Below are 20115 nucleotides of genomic sequence, written 5' to 3' on the forward strand. Positions count from 1 at the left end.
CGCGACCTTCGCTCCGCGCCCGCACCGGCGGCCGTCCCGCGCCCGCGCGTCCCGCGCGGCGCCGTCGGCCGCGGGCGCGGGGGTCTCGGTGGTCGCCGCGGTCGCCCGGCCGGGCGGCACGGACGTGTCGGCGGCGGGCGGGCCGGGAGGTGTGGGCATCGGCTGTGCTCCGGAAGGCGAGGGGCGACGCGGGCCACGGGCCGGCGGCCACCGGGGGTGGATGGTGATGAGGCCGCCGGCCCACGGCTTGGGTGATCCGCGGATCACTCCATACTCTGCCCCGTCCGGGAAGGCCGGGCATCGCACCACGGGAGTAGCCGGCCGTACCCCCCGTTGAGTACGGACCGTCCTCGGGGAGACGGTCCGTACACGGTCCGGGCGGGCGGCGCCCCGACGGGCGGCCGTCGGGAGGGAGTGGAGGGAGGTCGGGGGGCGGTCGGGGGGAGGCCCGGCCCGCCGGCCGGGCCGGCGGAACGGTGCCCGGCCGGCACCACCGGCGAGCGGTGCCGGGGCGGTCTCGGTACGCGGTCTCGGTACGCGGTCTCAGTAGGCGATCTCGACCACCGCGCGGTGGGTGGACGGCTCGGCGAGCGCGCCGACCAGGTAGTGCGCGAGGTCGGCCCGGGATATCGACCAGGCCCCGGGCAGCCGGCTCCCGACGCCGGTGCGGTACCGGCCGCGGGCCCGGCCGCCGGTGAGCCGGGCGGCCCGGACGAGCGTCCAGTCCAGCCCGGTGTCCTCCAGCACCAGCCGTTCCATCCGCGCCATGTCGGCGTACGGCCGGCGGAGCATCGGGTGCAGCACCCAGGACGTGAGCGCGCGCTGGAACGGGGCGGCCCGCCAGGGCGGCGGGCCCATGCTGGTGGTGGAGACACAGAGCACCCGGCCGACGCCGGCCGCGCGCATGGCCTTCAGGATGTGGTCGGTGCCGGCCGAGTAGACGGTGGTGGCGGCCCGGCTGTAACCGATGCCGAGCGCGGAGACCACCGCGTCGGCGCCCTCGACGGCCCGGGCCACCGCGTCCGGGTCGAGGACGTCCCCCTGCCGGATGCTGTGCGGCCGGGCGTCGACCAGCGCCAGCGGGTCACGGGCGAAGGCGACGGTGGAGTGCCCGGCCTCGGCGGCCAGGTCCAGCACGTGGCGGCCGGTACCCCCGGTCGCGCCGAACACGACGATGTTCACGGAGCGTTCCCCTCCTCGCTCGGGTCCTCGGGTCCGGGCGCGCGGCCGGCCCGCGCCGCGGACGTGCCGCGGGCGGGCCGGCCTCCGCCGGGGTCCATCAGTTGGCCACCTCGACGCGACGGCCGTAGGTGGCCGTGTCATCCAGATGGGTGACGATGTAGTCGGCGACGTTCGCCCGCGCGATGCGCGAGGCCTTGGCGATGTGACCGCCGACGACCGCCTGGTAGTTGGGCGTGGCCGGGCCGTCCGTGAGCATCGGCACCCGGACGATCGTCCAGTCCAGCGGGCTGGCCTCGACCTCGTCCTCCATCCGGGCGAGGTCGAGGTGGATGTTCCGGTAGACCCGGTCCACCACGAACTCGGCGACGAACCGCTGCATCGCCGGCAGGTGCTTGGTCTCCAGCCCCGCCGAGGACATCGTGACCAGCCGGCGCACCCCGCCCGCCCGGGCGGCGGCGATGACGTTGCGCACGCCCTCGGAGAAGACGGTCGTCGTGGTGCGGCTGGTGACCCCCAGCGCGACCAGGACGGCCTCCTTGCCCGCGAGCGGGCCGTTCAGCGACGCCACGTCGAAGACGTCCGCGCGCACCTTGGTCAGCCGCTCGTGCTCGACCGGCAGCTTGGCCGGGTCGCGCACCAGTGCGGTGACGCTGTGCTTGTTCTCCAGTGCCTTCTCGACCAGCAGTCGTCCGGTACGACCGGCCGCTCCGACCACGACGATCTCCATGATGTGCCTCCTTGCCGGGGCCGGCGGCAACTGTTCGCCGCCGGCCGTGAGTTGACCTTCGCTACGACAACGTGTCCTACGGTAGGGAAAAGGCGAGCAGTACGCCGCCCGAGTTGCTCGGATACTGCGGGTAGTAGGCGGCCTGGATGTAGAGCATGCCGTCGGCCACCACCGCGCCGCCACCACCGGAGAGGGCCGTGCCGTGTGCCGGCACGCCGTTGACCGTGGTGAAGTCGCGGACCACGTCGTACTGCCAGAGCACCGCGCCGGTGGCGGCCGAGAAGACCCTCATCTTGCCGTCCGCGCCGCCCTCGTAGACGAGGCCGCGGGTCGCGGTGACCGCAGGCGTGAAGGCCCGCTGGCAGAGCTGCGGGTAGGCGGCGGCGCCGCCCCACTGGCAGCCGTCGGCGGGGCTCTCGGTCTGCCAGAGGATCGCGCCGGTCGCCGGGTCGAGCGCGTACAGGGTGCCCGGGTTGGCGAACCAGGTGGCGACGTAGAGCCGGTTGCCGTCGTAGCTGGTGCCCCACTGGATGCCCGAACTGCCGCCCTTGGTGTTCGGGTTGGCGACGACCGCGCGGTCCCAGACCTTGGCGCCGGTCAGTGCGTCGTAGACGTGGTAGACGCCGTTCTTCTGGCCGATGCCGACCACCCGGCGGTTGCCGATGCTGAAGACGTTGGCGCTGGCGCCGAAGTCCCAGTCGTGGTCGGTGCCGTCGGCCTTGCTCGGGCAGTAGGCGTCGGCGCCCGGGGTGCCGCAGGCGACGGTGAAGGTGTCCGGGAAGGTCTCCTGGGTGCGCCAGCGGACCGCGCCGGTGCGGGCGTTCAGAGCGAGCACCGAGTCGGTGTCGCCGGCCGCGCCGGTGTAGTTCTGGCCGGTCCCGACGTAGACGGTGTTGCTGGCCCGGTCGAGGACCGGGGAGCTCCAGACGGCGACGCCGGAGGGCTCGTAGCGGTTCGCACCGTTGGGCCAGGTGCCGACCAGCTGCGGCTCGGGGTTGGTCCAGTGGCGCCACTCCAGCTGCCCGGTCCAGGCGTTGACCGCGACCACCGAGCCGCGGAAGGTGCAGCACGGGTAGGTGAGGTCGAAGGTCGCGCCGGACTCCTTGCTGGACACGCCGACGTAGACCTTGCCGTCGTGGACCAGCGGGGAGCTCGTGATCTGGGCCAGCGGGTGGGTGTCGAGCTTCAGCGACCACCGCAGCGCGCCGTTGCGGCGGTCCAGCGCGTACAGGTAGCCGCGGTTGTCACCGAAGTAGACGGTGTTCCCCTCGACCGCCGGGCTGCTGCGGACCGGGTCCGGGTTGCTGGTGGAGTGGGCGCCGGCCACCGGGGCGACGTCGAAGGTCCACCGGGCCGCGCCGGTCTTCGCGTCCATCGCGTGGAAGGTGCCCTCGGCGCCGCCGACGTAGAGGGTGCCGTCCGCCACGGCGGGCTGGCTGCCCAGGTAGACCCCGGGCACCTTGGCGTGGCCGAAGGCCCACTCGAGGCCGAGACCGGAGACGTTGGCGGGGGTGATCCGGTGCTCCTGGCCGTTGAACCGGGTACCGGTGGCGTCGAACTGCCAGCTGCTCCAGTCGGCGGAGCGGTGGCGGGAGCCCTCGGCGTCCTCGGCTCCGGCGCCGTTGGTCACGGTGAGCATCACGAGCGCGGTCAGCAACGCCACCAGGGCGGAGCCGTACCTGGCCGCCCGGGGCCGTCTGTACTGGGACACGTAAATCAACTCCTCGGTGAAGGCGTGTGGTTCACGTACGGTCCGGAGTGGCGGCCAGGCCTGCGGCGGCCTCCGCGTGGGAGAGCACGGCGGCACAGTCCAGTTCGCCGAGGCCCGCCTCGGCGGCGGCGATCAGCGTCTCATGGGTGGCGTCGCAGACGGGGGTGTCGACGCCGAGGCGGTCGGCCTCCGCGGTGGCCAGCCGGAGGTCCTTGCGCATCAGGTCGAGCCGGAACTGCGGGTCCCCGTAGGCCCGGCGGCGCATCACGCCGGCCTTGAACCGCATCACCGGCGAGCTGAAGCCGCTCTCGCTGATCATCTGGAGCGCCAGCTCGCGGTCGATGCCGGCTGCCTGGGCCAGCGTCACCGACTCGGCGAGCACCTGCATCTCCACGCCCATCAGCACGTTGAGCATCACCTTGGCGGTGGCGCCCAGACCGCTCGGGCCGAGGTGCCGGATCTCCTTCGCCAGCGGCTCCAGCACGGCGCTCAGCCGGTCGTAGGTCTCGGCCGATCCGCCGACCATGAAGCGGAGTTCGCCGTCCTTGGCGTGCTGGCCGTTGCCGATGATGCAGGCGTCGACGGCGTTGCGGCCGCGCCCGGCCACCCGCTGGGCCACCGACCGGGCGAAGTCGGGGGAGACGGTGCTGGTGTCCATCACGATGCCGTGCGCGGGCAGCGTCTCCAGGACGCCGCCGGGGCCGAAGAGCTGTTCGTCGACGGCGGCCTCGGACGCGAGGCTGAGCAGGACCACGTCGACCCGCTCGGCCAGCGCGGCCGGGGTGTCGGCGACCTCCGCGCCGCGGGCGGCGAACGGGGCGGCGCGCTCGGGGGTCCGGTTGTGGACCACGATCCGGTGGCCCTGGTCGAGCAGCCGGGAGGCCATGCCGCCGCCCATCACACCGAGGCCGATGACACCGATCCTGGTCACCGGCGGGATGGTGGGGGCGTCTGCGGGCGGGAGGTCCCGGGAGAGTGCACGCCGCTGCTGGCTGGGTATGTCGGCCATGGAGTCGACCCGCTTCCTGGTGGGCTGGTCGCGCCGGGACTCCCGGCGCTCGGAGTGCGGCGGGGAAGGCCGTGCCAGGCACCCCGCCCCACCGCGGCCGGGGTGCCGACTGCCCGTCCAGCCTAGCGGGTGAACACTCACTCCGCACTGTCTTTCGACGTCCGTTTCGAGCCGTACCGTGCACTGATCTGGCGTCAAATCGCTGCCCGGACAGACCTCCTCCCCCACCACCCGGCGAGGGCGGAGGGGGAGGAGGTCGTCACATCGGCGGGACACCGGTCCGGCAGCCGTCAGCCGGCTGCGGCCTCCGGACGGGCACCGGGGCCGGCGGCCTCCGGTCGCCCGCCGCCCTGGCCGGCCTGGGCACCCTGGCCGGCCGGGCCACCCTGCGCGCCGACGCCCTGGGCACCCGGGGCACCCTGACCGCCCTGCGCACCCTGCCACTGGCCGCCGGGGCCGCCCTGACCCTGGTGCTGACCGCCGGGACCACCGGGGCCACCCTGTCCGCCGGGCCCACCCGGGCCGCCCTTGCCGCCGGGCGCGCCCATCGGCGCCCGCATCGGACGCTCCTGGAGGAAGAGCACCACCACGGCACCGATCAGCGAGACCACCATGCCGACCAGGTAGACCACGTGCAGCGACTGGGCCAGCGCGTCGGACACGCCGTCGCGCACCGGCTCGGGCAGCGCCCGGACCTTGGCGGGAGCGGTCAGCACGCCATCGGTGCCGAGCCGCTCCAGCGCCTCGGCCGGCACCTTCTTCGGCAGCAGGTCACGCAGCTGCGAGTTGAGGATGGCACCGAAGACGGTGACGCCCATCGCGCCGCCGAGCGAGCGGAAGAAGTTCGCCGCGGCCGTGGCCACGCCCAACTGCCGCATCTCGACCGAGTTCTGGACCGCCACGATGAGCACCTGGGTCACCATGCCGAAGCCGATGCCGAAGACGGCCAGGAAGCCGCCGGCCGCCACCTCCGAGGAGTCGGCCTTGAGCGTCGACATCAGGAAGAGCCCGAGCGACATCACCAGGAGGCCGATGATCGGGAAGATCTTGTACTTGCCCGTCGCCGCGACGACCTTGCCGGAGACGGTCAGGCTGACGACGGTGGCGAGCATCATCGGGACCAGCAGCAGGCCGGACTCGGTGGCGGTGTCACCGTTGGCGACCTGGAGGAACAGCGGGGTGTAGACGGTCGCCACGAAGAGGGAGATCGAGGTGAGGAAGAGACCCAGGGTGGCGACCAGGACCACCGGGTCCTTGAACAGCTCCAGCGGGACGACCGGCTCGGCGGCCCGCTTCTCCTGGAGCACGAACCCGATCAGCAGCACCACGGCGAGCACCAGCAGGCCGATGACCTGCACGGAGCCCCACGCGTACTGGTCGCCGGCCCAGACCGAGACCAGCAGGATCGAGACGATCGCGGCACTGAGCAGCGCCGAACCGAGGTAGTCCAGCTGGTGCTTCTGCCGGTTGACCGGGAGCTTCAGCACGGAGGTGACCACCACCAGCGCGACGGCGCCGATCGGCAGGTTGATGTAGAAGATCCACGGCCAGCTGAGGTGGTCGACGAAGGCACCGCCGACCAGCGGGCCGACCACGCCGGCCAGCACGAAGCAGGACTGCGCGTAGCCCTGCCACTTGCCGCGCTCGCGCGGCGGGACGAGCTCAGCGATCAGGGCCATGGCCAACGCCATCAGGCCGCCGGCGCCGAGACCCTGGAGGGTCCGGAAACCGATCAACTGGCCGATGTTGGCGGAAAGTCCGGACAACGCGGAGCCGAGGAGGAAGATGGTGATGGCCGACTGGAACATCAGCTTGCGGCCGTAGAGGTCGCCCAGCTTGCCCCAGAGCGGCGTCGCGGCGGTCGCCGCGAGCATGTAGGCGGTGACCACCCACGCCAGGTGGGTGACACCGCCGAGGTCGCCGGCGATGGTCGGAAGGGCCGTCGCCACGATCGTCTGGTCCAGGGCTGCCAGGAACATGGCAAGCACCAGGGCAGCAAAGATCGTCAAGAAGGTCTTCCGTGGCACTTCTGGGGCGGGTGCAGCGTACGGGGCGCTCATTGGGTACTCCTTGAGGAGGCGTCCGCCGGCTCGGAGTCCTTGCTCCGAGCTTGAATTCGTATAGACTATACAATCAAAATTAGCCGTCAAGAGCCAACGTCAGGGCGGCCACGGCCGCCCGGAAGGGCAGCGAACGATGAGCCAACTCCAGGGGAAAATCGCGCTCGTGACCGGATCCACCTCCGGCATGGGGGCGGCGGCCGCGCTCGCACTCGCCGCCGCCGGGGCGCACGTCGTGGTCTCCGGCCGCCGGGCCGAGCTGGGCGAGGCCGTGGTGAACAGGATCCGCGAGAAGGGCGGGCAGGCGGACTTCATCGCCGCCGATGTCACCGTGGAGGATGACGTCGCCCGCCTCGTGGGTACCACGGTCGAGCGACACGGCCGGCTCGACATCGCCTTCAACAACGCCGGCGGCGGCGGCGCGTTCGGCCCGCTGGACCGCGTCCCGGCCGAGGCCTTCGCCGCGGTCCTCGCCGTCAACCTGACCGGCACCTACCACTCGCTCAAGCACGAGATCGCCGCCATGCGGGCGAGCGGCGGCGGCAGCATCATCAACAACGCCTCCACCGCCGGCGTCCAGGGCACCGCCTTCGGCCTGGGCGCGTACACCGCGGCCAAGCACGGCGTGGTCGGCCTCACCAGGGCCACCGCCCTGGAGGCCGGTCCGGCCGGCATCCGGGTCAACGCGCTCATCACCGGACCGGTCGACACCGAGGAGTTCCGCCAGCGGGTCGGCAGCCAGCCCGGCGCGCTGGAGCGGGCCGGGTCGGGCACCGCACTCGGGCGGATCGCGACCGAGGAGGAGGTGGCCAACGCGGTGGTCTTCCTGAGCAGCGACGCGGCCAGCTTCGTCACCGGCTCGCTGTTCGGCCTGGAGGGCGGCATGACGGCCGGCGTCTCGGCCGGGATGATGCAGCGGCCGGGCGGCCAGGGAGGCCCGGGCGGAGGCGGTCAGGGCGGCCCCGGCGCGGGCGGCCAGGGCCGTCCGGGACAGGGCGGCCCCGGAGCCGGTCGGCCGAACGCGGGCTGAGTCGGGAAAAGCGCATTGCCCCATTGCCATCGAACCACCCTCGGGATATTTTTTCGACATGCTCGTAAAAACCACGAGAAACACCGAAGAGTTCATCTCCGAAACCGGTGGGTGGATTGCTGGCAACCCCGTCGAGAATTCCATCCTGCTGACCATGCTGGCAGGTGCGAAGTTCCGGCCGCCGACCGCCCCGCCGATCAACTGGAGCCGGGTCGAGGACCCGACCTCCGGCTCGGCGCCGGTGGTCGGCGTGGCGGCCTTCACACCCCCGCACCTGGTCGTGCTGAGCGGGATGCCGGAGGCCGCCGCGGCCGCGCTCGGCACCGAGCTGGGCGCCGGCCCCGACCGGCTTCCCGGCGTGATCGGACCGGACGCGGCGGCCGCCGCGTTCGCCGCCGCGTGGTCCGAGGCCACCGGCCGACCCGCTCACGCGGGCCGGCGTGAGCGGGTACTGAGCCTGTCCGGCCCCGCCGTGACCTCCGACCGGCCGGCCCCGGCCGGGCAGTCCCGGGCAGCCCTGGCCGAGGAGTTGGAGCTGTTCACCGACTGGTGCCTGGAGGCCGCACACGGCGCCGGGCTCAGCCGGGAGACGGCCCGGCGGTCGGTCCAGCAGCAGATCTCCTCCGGTCTGCTGCGGGTCTGGGAGCACGAGGGCGACGCCGTCGCCATCCTCGGCCGGACCGCCTCCGTCGCCGGCGTGGTGCGGTTCAACCCGATGTACGTGCGGCCGGAGATCCGCCGCGGCGGGTACGGCCGGGCGCTGCTCGGCGAGATGCTGGCCGAGCTGGCCGTACGCGAGACGGTGATCTGCCTGGCGGTCACCGGCGAGGGCAACAGCGCCATCCGGTCACTCTTCGAGTCGTTCGGGTTCCGGCCGGCCGGGGGGCTGTCGGAATTCCGCTTCGACTGAGCCGAAAGACCTTCCGGGAATTCACCCGGGAGGACGACCGGGGGCCCGGATCCGTTACGGATCCGGGCCCTTTTCCATGGCGCTCCGGAAAATCATCGGAGAATACGCGGACGGACGGTGGAGCGAATATGCGGACGGATATTTCGGCGGCTGTTCCGGCGCCGCCGACGGGCCGCGACGACCGCACGCCGACGGCCGGGCCGAGGGTCCTCGGTCCGGCCGCTCACGGTCCTGCGGCGTACGGCCGCGCGGCCGTACGGTCACCCGACCGCACGGCCGCACGTGGTCGCTCAGTCCAGCGGGTCGGGGTCGGGCACGGCCTCCAGCAGCGAGAAGGCCGTCCCGGTGGGCACCACCCGGTTCAGCCGGAAGCCGCCGCGCCGGAAGACCTCGGCGAACTGCTCCTCGGTCCGGACCTCGCCGCTCATCGTGACCAGCATGACCAGGTCGAAGTTCTTCACGAAGCGCGGCACACCCTCGCGGTGCACCAGCTCGGCCGCGACGAAGCGGGCGCCCGGCGAGGCCTCCCGGCACTTGCGCAGCAGTCGCACCAGCGCGTCGTCCGGCCAGGAGTGCCAGACCTGCTTGGTGACGTACGCGCCGATCCCGGCCGGGACGCCGGCGAAGAAGTCGACCGGCTCGAAGTCCAGGCGGCCCTGCTCGGCCAGCTTGGCGACGTCCGGCTGGGTCCGGGCCTGCTCGATCACGCTCGGCAGGTCGGCCAGCACGCCGCGGCCGAGCGCGTCGTACTTCTGGAGGATCGCCGCCAGGTAGGTGCCCTGCCCGCCGCCCAGGTCGCAGACCGCACCGGCCTCGGCGAACTCGGGGTAGGAGGAGACCAGGGCGTCGGAGAGCGCGTCGGTGAAGTCGGTCATCGCCTGGTTGAAGGTGGCGGCCGCACCCGGGTTGCGCTGGAGCCACGGCCAGAGCGCGGTGCCGTGCACCTTCTCGAAGCCGGGCTTGCCGGTGACCAGGCTGTGGTCCAGCGCGCCCCAGGAGGACCAGAGCCACTCGGCACCGACCATCCGGGCCATCGCGTCCATCGAGCCCGGCACGCCGGGGCGCAGCAGCTCGGAGAGAGCGGTGTTGGCGAAGACGCCGGGCTCGGTCTCCTCGAAGACACCGTCCTCGGCGAGCAGCCCCAGCACCTTGGCGAGCGGGCCGGCGGCCACCCCGGCGCGCTCGGCGAGTTCGGCGGCCGGCAGCGGGCCGTCGGCCAGCAGCTCGGCGATCCGGTACTCGGCGGCCAGTGCCAGGCAGCGCGGCGTGGACGGGAACATGAGTTCGGAGAGGAACACCGCGCCGGCCGAGGCAGGGGCGGTCTGGGGAACGGCGGTCATAAGGGTGAGGCCTCCCTGCGGGGACCGGGCCGCGGGCGGACGGTGCCCGCGGCCCGAGCGGTCATGGGTGGACGGGACGACGGACCGGTCCGCCCTGCACGGACCGCCGGGCGGACCCGGTGGTGCGTGCGCGGCGGGCCCGTCGGCCCGGCACCGCGCGGCCCCGAACGGGCCGGGACCACGCGGCGGTTGCCCGGAAGGGGCTCAGCCCAGCAGGGCGAAGGCGAAGCCGCCGCCCGGGTTGGCCATGAACTTGTTGGTCGGCGGGATCTCCCCGCCGGCGGCGATGCCCACGGCCGGGCCGGACAGCGCGATCCGGGCCGGGGTCGGGACGGTCTCGGCGTCACCGGCGGCCAGCTGGCCCCAGTTGTTCCAGCCCCAGCCGAGCACCGAGCCGTCGGCGAGCAGTGCCAGCGCGTGGCCGCCGGTGCCCGGGTTGGCGTCGGTGCCGCCACCGCTGGCCGTCACCGCCTTGACGCCGGTCAGACCCGGCACCGGGGCGGGCACCGCGCGGTCGACGGTGGTGCCGTCGCCGAGCTGGCCGCCGTCGTTGAGGCCCCAGGCCGCGACGGTGCCGTCGGCCAGCAGCGCCACCGTGTGGTGGTAGGCGCCGACCAGCTGGGTGACCGGGCCGAGGCCCTGCACCTTCTGCGGGGCGGCGCGGTCGACCAGGGTGCCGTCGCCGAGCTGGCCGCGGTCGTTGAAGCCCCAGACCGAGGCGGAGCCGTCGGCGTGCACGGCCAGGCTGTGGCCGCCGCCGGCGCTCAGCCGGACCGCCGGCTCCAGGCCCTCGATCACGGCCGGACGCGGCCGGCAGTCGAAGGAGGCGGTCATGTAGGAGCGGACGATCCGGCCCTCGCGGGTGGAGTTCGGGCCGTCGCCCAGCTGGCCGCGGTCGTCACGGCCCCAGGACCAGACGGTGCCGTCGGCCTTGAGGGCCAGGTTGTGCGCGCCGCCGACGGCGAGCTCGATCACGTCCTCCAGGCCGTCGACCCGGACCGGGACCGGCTGCACGCCGAAGTTGGCCTCGCCGAGGGCGCAGAAGAAGCCCGCGCCCCAGGCCCAGACCGTGCCGTCCTCCAGCAGCGCGGCGCTGTGCCCGCCGCCGGCGCCGGCCGAGCGGACCCGGCCGGGCAGGCCGATCGTCCGGACCGGGCTCGCCTGGTTCTCCGTCGAACCGTCGCCGAGCTGGCCGAAGGCGTTGCGGCCGAAGCCCCAGAGCTCGCCGTCGGCGGTCAGGGCCAGGGCGTGACCGCTGCCGGCCACGACCCGGACCACGCCCTCCAGGCCCTTGATGTCCTGCGCGGCGGCCCGGTTGACGGTCCCGCCGTCGCCGAGCTGGCCGTTGGTGTTGTCACCCCAACTGCTGATGATCCCTGCCATGGTGATGCCACCTCTCAATCGTCGGGGAGCGTCAGGCCCAGAACTGGTCGACGGCGTACTGGTCCTCGGGGTAGGTCCAGAACTCGGCGATCAGGCCGTCCTGGATGCGCGCCACGTTGACGAACGGCATCTCGAGGCTCTTGCCCTCGCGCTCGTAGCGGGTGAAGACCGTGGCGAACGCGAACGTGTCGCTGGCGCCGATCTCGTGGATCTCCATCTGGATGCGGCCCTGGCAGATCTCGAACATCCGGCCGGCGAAGGCCAGTGCGGACTCGATGCCCTCGTGCGCGCCGGACAGTTCGCTGGTGCCCGGGTAGTAGTGCACGCAGTCCTTGGTCCAGTAGCCGGCGGCCTTCTGGACGTCGCCCACGGTGAACGCGGCGTAGACCGCCTCCATGAGCTTGGCGTTGGGGTGGTCGACGACCTTCATGATTCTCCTCCTGTGGGTGGTGCCTTGCGGGGCGGGAAGGGAAAGGTGAGGACGTCAGCCCGCGGCGCGGCGGACGACGTCGACCAGGGAGGCCCGGTCCGGGGCGGGGAACGGCGGCGGCCCGCCCGCGGCGGCCTGCTTGACCCGCAGCCGGATCTCCTCGTCCTCGTAGAGGCCGGCCGGGTTGTCGAGCGACATCATGGTGCGGGCCAGCCGGCGCCAGACCACCTCGTCGGTGGCGGCCGCCTCGGCCACGGTGCCGAAGGTGATGACGTCCGGCGGCAGCGGCGGCAGCTGCTGGCCGGCCACGGTGGCCCGCCAGAGCCGGGCCCGGCCCGCGTCGTTGCGGACCGCGTCCTCGAACCACGGGCGGAAGGTCCGCCCGGCCAGGCCGGCCGCCAGCGCGGCCTGCTCGGCGTCCGGCTCCGGGTGCTCGCGCACCAGGTCGGCCAGGCCGAGCACGTGGGCGATGGCCAGGGAGACCCCGCGCCCGTACGCCGGGTTGGTGGTGCAGACCGCGTCGGCGACCGGCAGGAAGCCGGGGACCGGCTGCGCGTTCTGCCCGTACAGCCGCAGCGAGTTGTCCAGGCCGCCCATCGCGTGCACCGGCGAGATCGGCGCGGCGACCTCCGGCGACACCCAGGGGGCCAGCAGCGGGGTGGCGCGGACCGCGGCGGTGAACGCGTCCTCGATGCGCAGCGCCTTCAGCTCCGTGTCGTCCGGCAGCACGCCGAAGGAGATGGTGAAGGTGTTGCTGTCACCGAGGAACAGCACGCCGGTGTAGTGGTCCCAGAGCCCGCCGGCGCCGAAGCCGCGGTTGAGCGGACCGGCCGGACGCGGGCTCAGCGCACGGTAGTAACGGGTGTAGTAGGTGATGTCGGCGCTCTGCGCGACCTGCTCCGGCTCGGCCAGGCCGTGCTCGCGGAGCCACTCGTGTCCCTGCGAGCGGCGACCGCTCGCGTCGATCACCAGGTCGGCCGCGACGCTGCGGCCGTCCTTGGTGACGACGCCGGTCACCCGGGCCGGGCCGCGGTCGGCCACGGTCAGGCCGCGCACCGTCTCGCCCCGCCGGAAGGAGATCCCGGGCCGGCGCAGCGCCTCCTGGCGGAGGATCAGCTCGAAGGTCGAGCGCCGGCTGCCGATCATCCGGAGCTCGGCGTCGGACGGGTGCGGGGTCTTGTCGGCCAGCGACGGCGGCATCGCCCGGCCGAGCTCGATCTCCCGGGCACCGGCCGCGACCAGGGCCTGGTAGACGGCGGGCAGCCGCTCCCGCAGGAGGTTGGTGCCGAGCGAGCCGAAGGCGTGCGACTGGTGCATCTGCGGCACGGTGGGCCGCTGCCAGTCGCTGTGCGCCAGGTCGACGGTGTCCGGCGCCTCGTTGGCGTCACGCTCCAGCACCGTGACGTCGTGCCCGAGGTCGGCGAACGCCAGCGCGGCCACCAGGCCCGCGACGCTGCCACCGATGATCAGTGTCCGTGTCATGACCTCAACCCGTGGTGGTGGGAGTGGAAAGGCTCGCCCGCGGGGTGTCCCGCGAGGTCTCGGCCTGGATGTGGAACCGGATGGACTTCGCGTTGGTGAAGCACTCGCGCATCGGGCGCACCAGGTCCCGGTGCTCCTCGGTCTCCTCCCAGGCCACGAAGTCGTCCAGGGCGCGCCACTCGCTGGTGATCAGCCACTGCTCCGGGTCGGTGGACGACTGGCAGACCTGGTCACGGACGTGTCCGGGGACACCCTCGGCCACCAGGTGGCGGACCTGCTCGTACGCCTTGAGGAAGTCCTCGCGGCGCTCTTCCTTGACGGTGATGAGGAAGAGCACGCGGCCTCGCGCCGCGCCCTCGTCGACCGGCATGGCGGTCTCCCTTCCGAGGTCGTTGGGTGTCAGGAGTGCGCGCGCAGGACGACGGCGCTGTTGAAGCCGTCGAAACCGCGGGCACCGATCAGCGCGGCGCCGACCTCGACGGCCTGCTCCTCGCGGACGAAGGCCAGCTCGCAGCCGTCGGCCGGGCGGGCCGGGCCCGCCGAGGGCGGGATCAGGCCGTTGTCCATGGCCAGCACCGCGGTGGCGGCGTCCAGTGCGCTGCCGCCCTGGTAGAGCCGCCCGGTCAGCGGCTTCTGGGTGGTGACGGCGGCCGGGCCGGCCTCGCCGAACACCTCGCGCAGCGCCTGCACCTCGGTGCGGTCGTACGCCGCGACGCCGACCGCGTCCGGGAAGGCCACGTCGACGTCGCCGGGGGTGAGCCCGGCCCGTTCGATCGCGGTGCCCAGCGCGCGGGCGTACTGGCGGACCGAGCCTGCGCCGGTCCGGGTGGTGGAGGCGCCGTCGTGGGTGGCGGCCCAGCCGGAGATCTCGGCGCGGATCCGGGCACCCCGGGCCAGCGCGTGTTCGAGGTCCTCGACCACGAAGACCGCGCCGCCCTCGCCCGGCACGTAGCCGGCCGCGCGCTCGTCGAACGGCAGGTACGCCGCCGCCGGGTCGGTGCCGGTGTAGAGCCGGCCGCTGCGCTGCTGGCAGGCGAGCGCGTACGGGCCGAGCGGCGCCTCGGTGCCGCCGGCCAGCACCACGTCCGCGCCGCGGCGGATCAGGCGGGCGGCGTGCGCCAGGGAGTCCAGGCCGCCGGCGCCCTCCGAGACGAGGACGCTGGACGGGCCCTTGGCCTGGTGCCGGATGGCCAGCTGGCCGACGGTCGCGGCGTAGAACCAGGCGATCGACTGGTAGGCGCCGACGGTCCGCGAGGTGTCCGGCTGCCAGAGCCGCTGGAGCTCGCGCTGGCCGAACTGGTTGCCGCCGGACGAACTCGCCAGCGCCACCGAGAACTTGTAGGGCTCGACCGTGGACGGATCCAACTCGGCTTCGCCGAAGGCCAGTTCGGCCGCCGCGTAGGCCAGGTGGGTCCAGCGGTCGGTCTGCACCTGGAGCCTGCGCTCGACGTACCGGTTGGCGTCGAAGTCGCCGACCTCGCCGGCCAGCGTGGTCTCGTACGAACTCGCGTCGAAGAGCGTGATCGGGCCGATCCGGCTCTCGCCGCCGCAGACCGTCTTCCAGTGGGCCTCACTGCCGGTCCCGCTCGGCGCGACCACGCCGACGCCGGTGATGACCGCGCGCCGCTCGCTCATCGGATCCTCCCGAGCTTGGCGAAGAGCATCGCGGACTGGAAGCCGCCGAACCCGCTGCCGACCGACAGCGCCGCACCGACCCGTACCTCACGGGCGTTGTTGGGCGTGTAGTCGAGGTCGCACTCGGGGTCCCGGTTCTGCCAGTTGGCGGTCGGCGGGACGACCCCGCGCTCGACGGCCAGCGCGCAGGCGGCCATCTCGATCGCGCCGATCGCGCCCAGCGAGTGGCCGACCATCGACTTGATCGAGCTGATCGGCACGCCGTACGCGGCGTGGCCCAGCGAGCGCTTGAACGCGCCGGTCTCGTGCCGGTCGTTCTGCCTGGTCCCGGAGCCGTGGGCGCTGATGTAGTGCACGTCCTCGGGGTTGAGCCGGGCCTGGCGGAGCGTGTCGCTGATCGCCTCGGACATCTCCAGGCCGTCCGGGCGCAGCCCGGTCATGTGGAAGGCGTTGCCGCGGTTGGCGTAGCCGACCACCTCGCAGTAGATCCGGGCGCCGCGCCGGCGGGCGTGCTCCAGCTCCTCCAGGACGAGCACCGCGCAGCCCTCGCCGAGCACGAAGCCGTGCCGGTCCCGGTCGAACGGCCGGGAGGCGTGCTCCGGGTCGTCGTTGTCCGGGGTGGTGGCCTTGATCGCGTCGAAGGAGGCCACGGTGACCGGGGAGATCGGCGAGTCGGAAGCACCGGTGATCATCACCTCGGCCTCGCCGTCCACCAGCAACTGGTAGGCGTGGCCGATCGCGTCGATGCCGGAGGTGCAACCGGTGGAGACCACCACGGCCGGGCCGTGCACCGCGTGCCGGGCGGCCACGTCGGCGGCCAGGCTGCTGGGGATCAGGCCCTGGTAGAGGAAGGGGCTGGTGACGTCCGGGTCGACCAGCCAGTTGCGGCCGGAGTCGCTGGCCACCACGAACTCGTCCTCCAGGACGATGGTGCCGCCGACCGCCGAGCCGAGCACCACGCCGGTGGCCTCACGGGTCTGTTCGTCGAGCTGCAGTCCGGCGTCGGACACCGCCTCCTGGGAGGCGGCCAGCGCGAACTGGACGTAGCGGTCGGCGCGGCGCAGCTCCAGCGGGGTGAGGCCGGCCGCGACTGCGTCGAAGTCCGCCTCGGCGGCGATCTGCGAGCGGAACGCCGACGGGTCGAACGCGCTGATCCTGCGGGTCGCCGTGCGGCCGGAGGTGATGAGGTCCCAGAAGGACTCCCGGGTGGTGCCGCCGGGCGCCACCACACCGATCCCGGTGACCACCACGCGGCGGGCGCCTGCGGAGGGGGATGCGGTCATCGCTCCCCCAGCACTATGTGTCCCTCGTGCGCCTTGGTGCCCGGGCCGTCCTCGGTGTCGACGTGGCCCAGCTCCGGGGAGGGCGCCAGCGGGCCGAGGTGGAAGACCGCGAAGGCCTCCTCGTTGCCGGTGTTGCGCAGCCGGTGCCGGACGTCCTTGGGGATGACCAGGCCCTGGCCGGCGAACAGCTCGAACGGCTTGTCGTCCAGGTCGAGGGTGAGCTCGCCCCGGACGAGGAGCACGAACTCCTCGCTGTACGGGTGGTAGTGCTCGCTGATCCGCTCCCCGGGCTGGAGCCGGGCGATCCCCATGAAGCCCGAGGTCGAGCCGACCGTGGCCGGGGAGAGCACCGCACGGGTCTCGCCACCGCGCTTCCGGTTGGCGGGGACGTCGTCGATGCCGACGATTCGGTAGTTCCTGACGGCCATGGCGCTCACTCCTCTTCGGCGGGGCCGGCCTGGGCGGTGCCCCGGTCGGCGGCGAGTGCCTCGACCTTGCGGCGGATGATCTCCAGCTGCACGGGCGAGTTGGTGTTGAGGCGTTCGGTCATGCCCTGGTCGTCGACCGGGGCGGCGGGCTTCATCGAGAAGTCCTGGATCCAGGTCATCCGGGTGCCGCCCTCGGGCAGCTCCTCGTAGCGCCAGTGGATCTGCATGTAGGCGAAGGGCCCGGTCTCGACCCGGTGGGCGTGGACGGTGCGGTCGGCCGCGTTGACGGTCCGGTCGCTGATCCAGCTCCAGATCCGCCCCTCCTCGTCCGGGTGCATGGTGAGCCGGAACCGGACGGTCTCGCCGCGCTGCTCGATGATCTCGGCGGACGCGTACTCGGTGAACAGCTCGGGCCAGCCGGCGACGTCGTTGGTGACGTCCCAGACGAGCTTGAGCGGGGCCTGGATGACGATGCCGTTCTCGGTGTGTCCGGCCATCGGTCAGCTCACCGCCCCGGCGCCCTGCAGCTGGGCGACGATCTCGTCGACGCTGAGGGCGACGGCGCCGTCCGGGACCTTGAGGCCGTACCGGTCGGCGATCACCGCCTCCAGCTCCAGGACGGCCAGCGAGTCGAGGCCGAGCTCCTCCAGGGGGACGTGCCGGGAGCCCTCGAAGACGTCCGGCGCCGCGCCGGCGCTGGTGATGAGGACGTTCTCGATCTCCGCCGCGGTGACGACCGTGGTCGTCCCGCCGGCCTGGTGGTCGGTCATGGTGCTGCCTCTCGTTTCTCCGGTGTAGGGACTGCTCCGGGGCGGGGGTGCCGCTCCGGGGCACAGCGCTGCTCCGGGGTGAACGGACCCCGTCGGTCAGGGCGCCGGCGGTGGTCGGGTCACCGACCGCCGGTACCGGACTCCCAGCTGTAGAAGCACTGGGCGACCGCGTCCTGCGGGGAGCGCCACGTGGCCAGGTAGGGGGAGATGAACGGGGTGAGCCGTTCGCTGACGCGGGCGAACTCGGGGTGGCGGCGGGCGGCGTCGACCGCTGCCTGACCCGGGTCGTCGGTCTCCAGCAGGTGGACGTAGGTGTCGCCGAGCAGGTACAGCGAGCGGTGGGTGACGCCGGCGATCCGCGGCAGTTCGGTCTCGTCCGACTCGCCGAAGATGCGGGCGACGTCGCCCTCCGATCCGGGCACCATCCGGGCGATGATCAGTGAGCGGTGCATGGGGGCTCCCCTCGGGGTGCGGTGGGCTCGGGCTGGTGGGGTCAGTGCTGCGGGCGGCCGACCGGCTGGATGGCACCGATGTCGAGCAGGATCCGGGGCACGTTGTCGCCGATCCACGACTCGACGACCCGGCCGTCGACGATCCGGTGGCAGGACATCTCGTGCACCGTGACCGGCTTGCCGGTCGGCGGGATGTCGAACAGCTGCCCCTGGTGGGTGCCGCGGGTGGTGAAGCGGGCGTAGACCCGGTCGCCGTCGCCGGCCACGTCCTCGACGGTCACGTGGACGTCGGGGAAGGCGTTGCGCCAGAGCAGCACGGCCTGGCGGAACGAGTCCGGGCCGGGCGGCATCGGGGGCAGGCCGGGGGCGTGCACCACATAGTCCTCGGCGAAGCGGTCGCCGATGGTGGACAGGTCGCCGTCGTTGAAGGCCCGCTCGGTCAGGTCGCGGATGAGGGCCTTGTTGGTCTCGACCGTGGTCTCGGTGGACGAGGTCATGACACTCCTTTGCTCGGCGGACGACCCTGCGGCCGAGGCCGTGGGCGGTCCGGGTGGGCGGAAGTCAGGGCTTCGCAAAGCGGGGCAGGGAAGGCCCCGGAGGTGGACCGGCGCAGGTCAGAGAAGTGCGGCGAGGGTGAAGCAGACCGCCGCACCGATCGCGCCCATGGTCCGGGTCTCGTGCGCCAGGTGCCACCGGCGGCGCTTGCCGCGCCAGGCGGCGTCGCTGTCCTGGTGGGGGCTCCAGCGCTCGATCTGGCGCCAGATCGGGCGGTTGACGCCCTCGGAGGCGACCGCGACGGTCGCCATGCCGACGGTGCCGGCCGCGTACAGCACCTTGGCCACCTTGCTCTCCGAGCGGACGGCCTTGGTGGCGCCCACGGTGGCGGTGGCGATGCCGTTCCAGAAGGCGATCGGGTGGAACACGTGCATGTCGATGAGCTGGCACGTGTTGACGTACCGGTCGTAGGGCAGAGAGTTCAGCATCGGCAGGATCGAGGTTTTCATGATCCACAAGGTGCCGAGCTGAACGCTGGACGATGTCACCAGCCAGACGTTCGCATTGTCCTTCATGTCGATTCCTCGAATCGATCCTGGAGATCACGGGACGTTCGCCGAGTGTTCGGCGAACCGGGGCGGGGTCGCCCGGTGCGATGGCACGGGACCCCGGGGGCCGGGGCATCTCGGCCCCCGGGGCGGCCCCGCCGGCTCATCCTTGCCGCCGGGTGGTCCCAGTGTCAGGAGGCATCCGTCTCCACCGGGCTGGGACGTCGCCCGGGCGTCCACGGACCGCGTCCCGGTCCTCCCGGGCCGGTTGCCCAGCCGGTTCGTTGCACCAACCAGCCGGGGAGGAGGCCGTGTTGACGCGCGCACCGGCTGCACCCTACGGTGCGAGCGGGCACTCACTCACTTGACTGTCCGGGCCCGCGACCACCCTGCCGAGCCGACCGGCCGGCGGACATCCCAGGAGGTGTCGAGCCGATGACGATCGATGTGCACGGCCACATCACGTCGCCCGAACTCTTCCGCCGGTTCCCCATGCCGCCGAGCCTCGTCGACGTCGACGGCATGGTGGAACTCAAGGCGGCGGCCGGGATCACCACGTCCCTGGTCGGCAGTCCCGTAGGCGCGGGCACCATGGTGCGCACGCCGGGACTGGACAACTACCGCCAGCCGCTCGACACCCTGGAGCGGTTCCACGACTGGCTCGGCGAGCAGGTCCGGGCCCGGCCCGGAGCCCTCCGCGGATACGTCTACACCAACCCGCTGGGCTCCGACGCCGAGCTGGCCGCCACCGCCAAGCGCCTCGAACAGCCCGAGTTCGTGGGGCTGATGGTGAACTCCAGCATCGAGGGGCGCTTCCTCGACGGCCCGGAGGCCGACGCCTTCTTCGCGATGGCCGCACAGTACCGGACCCCGGTCATGCTGCACCCGCCGGCCGAGCCGGCCGGTGCCGGCGAGCTGGACGACCTGCGGCTGGTCGAACAGATCGCCCGGCCCTGCGACGTCACGCTGGGAACGGCGGCGGTGCTCTTCGCCGGCTGGCTGGAGAAGTACCCCGACCTGCGGATCGTCGCGCCGGTCTGCGGCGGCGGGCTGCCGCTGCTGCTGGAGCGGCTGGAGCTGGCCCGGCGGATGCCGGTCACCTTCGGGCGGCCGGGCGCGGGCGGCCCGCCGCCCGGCGCCGGCGGGCCCCCGGCGGGTGTCGGCGGACCCCCGCCCGGTGTCGGCGGACCCCCGGCGGGCGGGCCCGGCGCGGCGGGCCGGCCCGGCGGCCCCGGCGGCC

The 20115-nt window shown here is 73.1% G+C and carries 21 protein-coding genes; 3 read left to right on the forward strand and 18 right to left on the reverse strand.

The annotated features are described in order from the left end of the window. Positions 1-543: 543 nt before the first annotated feature. From ACFWIC_RS39110 to ACFWIC_RS39130, 5 genes are all read right to left on the reverse strand, one after another. Positions 544-1182, reverse strand: coding sequence for an NAD(P)H-binding protein (locus tag ACFWIC_RS39110; protein WP_329882654.1), 639 nt, complete (start codon positions 1180-1182; stop codon positions 544-546). 97 nt (positions 1183-1279) lie between these two features. Beyond that, positions 1280-1909: an NAD(P)H-binding protein gene (locus tag ACFWIC_RS39115; RefSeq protein ID WP_329950039.1), complete on the reverse strand. Its 630-nt coding sequence runs from the start codon at positions 1907-1909 to the stop codon at positions 1280-1282. A 76-nt stretch (positions 1910-1985) separates the two neighbouring features. Further along, positions 1986-3620, reverse strand: a complete 1635-nt coding sequence (locus tag ACFWIC_RS39120; protein WP_329950038.1) for a PQQ-binding-like beta-propeller repeat protein — start codon at positions 3618-3620, stop codon at positions 1986-1988. Positions 3621-3651: 31 nt separating this feature from the next. Continuing rightward, positions 3652-4629, reverse strand: a complete 978-nt coding sequence (locus ACFWIC_RS39125) for an NAD(P)-dependent oxidoreductase (RefSeq protein WP_329882651.1) — start codon at positions 4627-4629, stop codon at positions 3652-3654. Between the two features lie 290 nt (positions 4630-4919). Beyond that, a complete protein-coding gene (locus tag ACFWIC_RS39130; RefSeq protein ID WP_380521832.1) occupies positions 4920-6638 on the reverse strand; it encodes an MDR family MFS transporter in 1719 nt (572 codons plus the stop codon). Between the two features lie 217 nt (positions 6639-6855). Here ACFWIC_RS39130 and ACFWIC_RS39135 point away from each other — a divergent pair, with 217 nt between their 5' ends. Together ACFWIC_RS39135 and ACFWIC_RS39140 are read left to right on the forward strand one after the other, a co-directional pair. Continuing rightward, positions 6856-7719 (forward strand): SDR family NAD(P)-dependent oxidoreductase, encoded by an 864-nt coding sequence (locus ACFWIC_RS39135; RefSeq protein WP_380363868.1) that lies wholly within the window; start codon positions 6856-6858, stop codon positions 7717-7719. Between the two features lie 154 nt (positions 7720-7873). Further along, positions 7874-8629: a GNAT family N-acetyltransferase gene (locus tag ACFWIC_RS39140; RefSeq protein WP_329950035.1), complete on the forward strand. Its 756-nt coding sequence runs from the start codon at positions 7874-7876 to the stop codon at positions 8627-8629. 290 nt (positions 8630-8919) lie between these two features. Here the strand turns inward: ACFWIC_RS39140 and ACFWIC_RS39145 are convergent, their stop codons facing one another. The 13 genes from ACFWIC_RS39145 to ACFWIC_RS39205 form a co-directional block, all read right to left on the reverse strand. Further along, on the reverse strand, positions 8920-9969 hold the full coding sequence (locus ACFWIC_RS39145; protein WP_380521834.1) for an ArsR family transcriptional regulator: 1050 nt from the start codon (positions 9967-9969) through the stop codon (positions 8920-8922). A 204-nt stretch (positions 9970-10173) separates the two neighbouring features. After that, positions 10174-11352: a hypothetical protein gene (locus ACFWIC_RS39150; RefSeq protein ID WP_329950033.1), complete on the reverse strand. Its 1179-nt coding sequence runs from the start codon at positions 11350-11352 to the stop codon at positions 10174-10176. Positions 11353-11383: 31 nt separating this feature from the next. Continuing rightward, the gene (locus ACFWIC_RS39155) at positions 11384-11782 is read right to left on the reverse strand and encodes a nuclear transport factor 2 family protein (RefSeq protein ID WP_327681289.1); all 399 of its coding nucleotides are present in this window, start codon (positions 11780-11782) and stop codon (positions 11384-11386) included. 54 nt (positions 11783-11836) lie between these two features. Continuing rightward, on the reverse strand, positions 11837-13264 hold the full coding sequence (locus tag ACFWIC_RS39160) for an FAD-dependent oxidoreductase (RefSeq protein ID WP_380363319.1): 1428 nt from the start codon (positions 13262-13264) through the stop codon (positions 11837-11839). A gap of 4 nt (positions 13265-13268) precedes the next feature. Continuing rightward, positions 13269-13634 (reverse strand): antibiotic biosynthesis monooxygenase family protein, encoded by a 366-nt coding sequence (locus tag ACFWIC_RS39165; RefSeq protein ID WP_329882644.1) that lies wholly within the window; start codon positions 13632-13634, stop codon positions 13269-13271. A gap of 29 nt (positions 13635-13663) precedes the next feature. Next, a complete protein-coding gene (locus ACFWIC_RS39170; protein WP_329882643.1) occupies positions 13664-14899 on the reverse strand; it encodes a beta-ketoacyl synthase N-terminal-like domain-containing protein in 1236 nt (411 codons plus the stop codon). After that, positions 14896-16182, reverse strand: a complete 1287-nt coding sequence (locus tag ACFWIC_RS39175; protein WP_329950032.1) for a beta-ketoacyl-[acyl-carrier-protein] synthase family protein — start codon at positions 16180-16182, stop codon at positions 14896-14898. The genes ACFWIC_RS39170 and ACFWIC_RS39175 overlap by 4 nt, the downstream gene beginning before the upstream one ends. Next, a complete protein-coding gene (locus tag ACFWIC_RS39180; RefSeq protein WP_329950031.1) occupies positions 16179-16610 on the reverse strand; it encodes a cupin domain-containing protein in 432 nt (143 codons plus the stop codon). The genes ACFWIC_RS39175 and ACFWIC_RS39180 overlap by 4 nt, the downstream gene beginning before the upstream one ends. 5 nt (positions 16611-16615) lie before the next feature. Beyond that, the gene (locus ACFWIC_RS39185; RefSeq protein WP_329950030.1) at positions 16616-17107 is read right to left on the reverse strand and encodes an SRPBCC family protein; all 492 of its coding nucleotides are present in this window, start codon (positions 17105-17107) and stop codon (positions 16616-16618) included. A 3-nt stretch (positions 17108-17110) separates the two neighbouring features. After that, positions 17111-17380 (reverse strand): acyl carrier protein, encoded by a 270-nt coding sequence (locus ACFWIC_RS39190; RefSeq protein WP_329882639.1) that lies wholly within the window; start codon positions 17378-17380, stop codon positions 17111-17113. Positions 17381-17499: 119 nt separating this feature from the next. Further along, positions 17500-17832, reverse strand: a complete 333-nt coding sequence (locus tag ACFWIC_RS39195) for a TcmI family type II polyketide cyclase (RefSeq protein ID WP_329882638.1) — start codon at positions 17830-17832, stop codon at positions 17500-17502. Between the two features lie 41 nt (positions 17833-17873). Then, entirely contained in the window at positions 17874-18329 is a 456-nt protein-coding gene (locus ACFWIC_RS39200) for an ester cyclase (protein WP_329882637.1), read from the reverse strand. Between the two features lie 117 nt (positions 18330-18446). Next, on the reverse strand, positions 18447-18902 hold the full coding sequence (locus ACFWIC_RS39205; RefSeq protein WP_329882636.1) for a hypothetical protein: 456 nt from the start codon (positions 18900-18902) through the stop codon (positions 18447-18449). A 408-nt stretch (positions 18903-19310) separates the two neighbouring features. Here ACFWIC_RS39205 and ACFWIC_RS39210 point away from each other — a divergent pair. Further along, positions 19311-20115: amidohydrolase family protein (locus tag ACFWIC_RS39210; protein WP_380521838.1), on the forward strand; the 805-nt coding region annotated here is incomplete at its 3' end.

It is taken from the genome of Kitasatospora sp. NPDC127035 (assembly GCF_042726075.1).
GTDB lineage: Bacteria > Actinomycetota > Actinomycetes > Streptomycetales > Streptomycetaceae > Kitasatospora.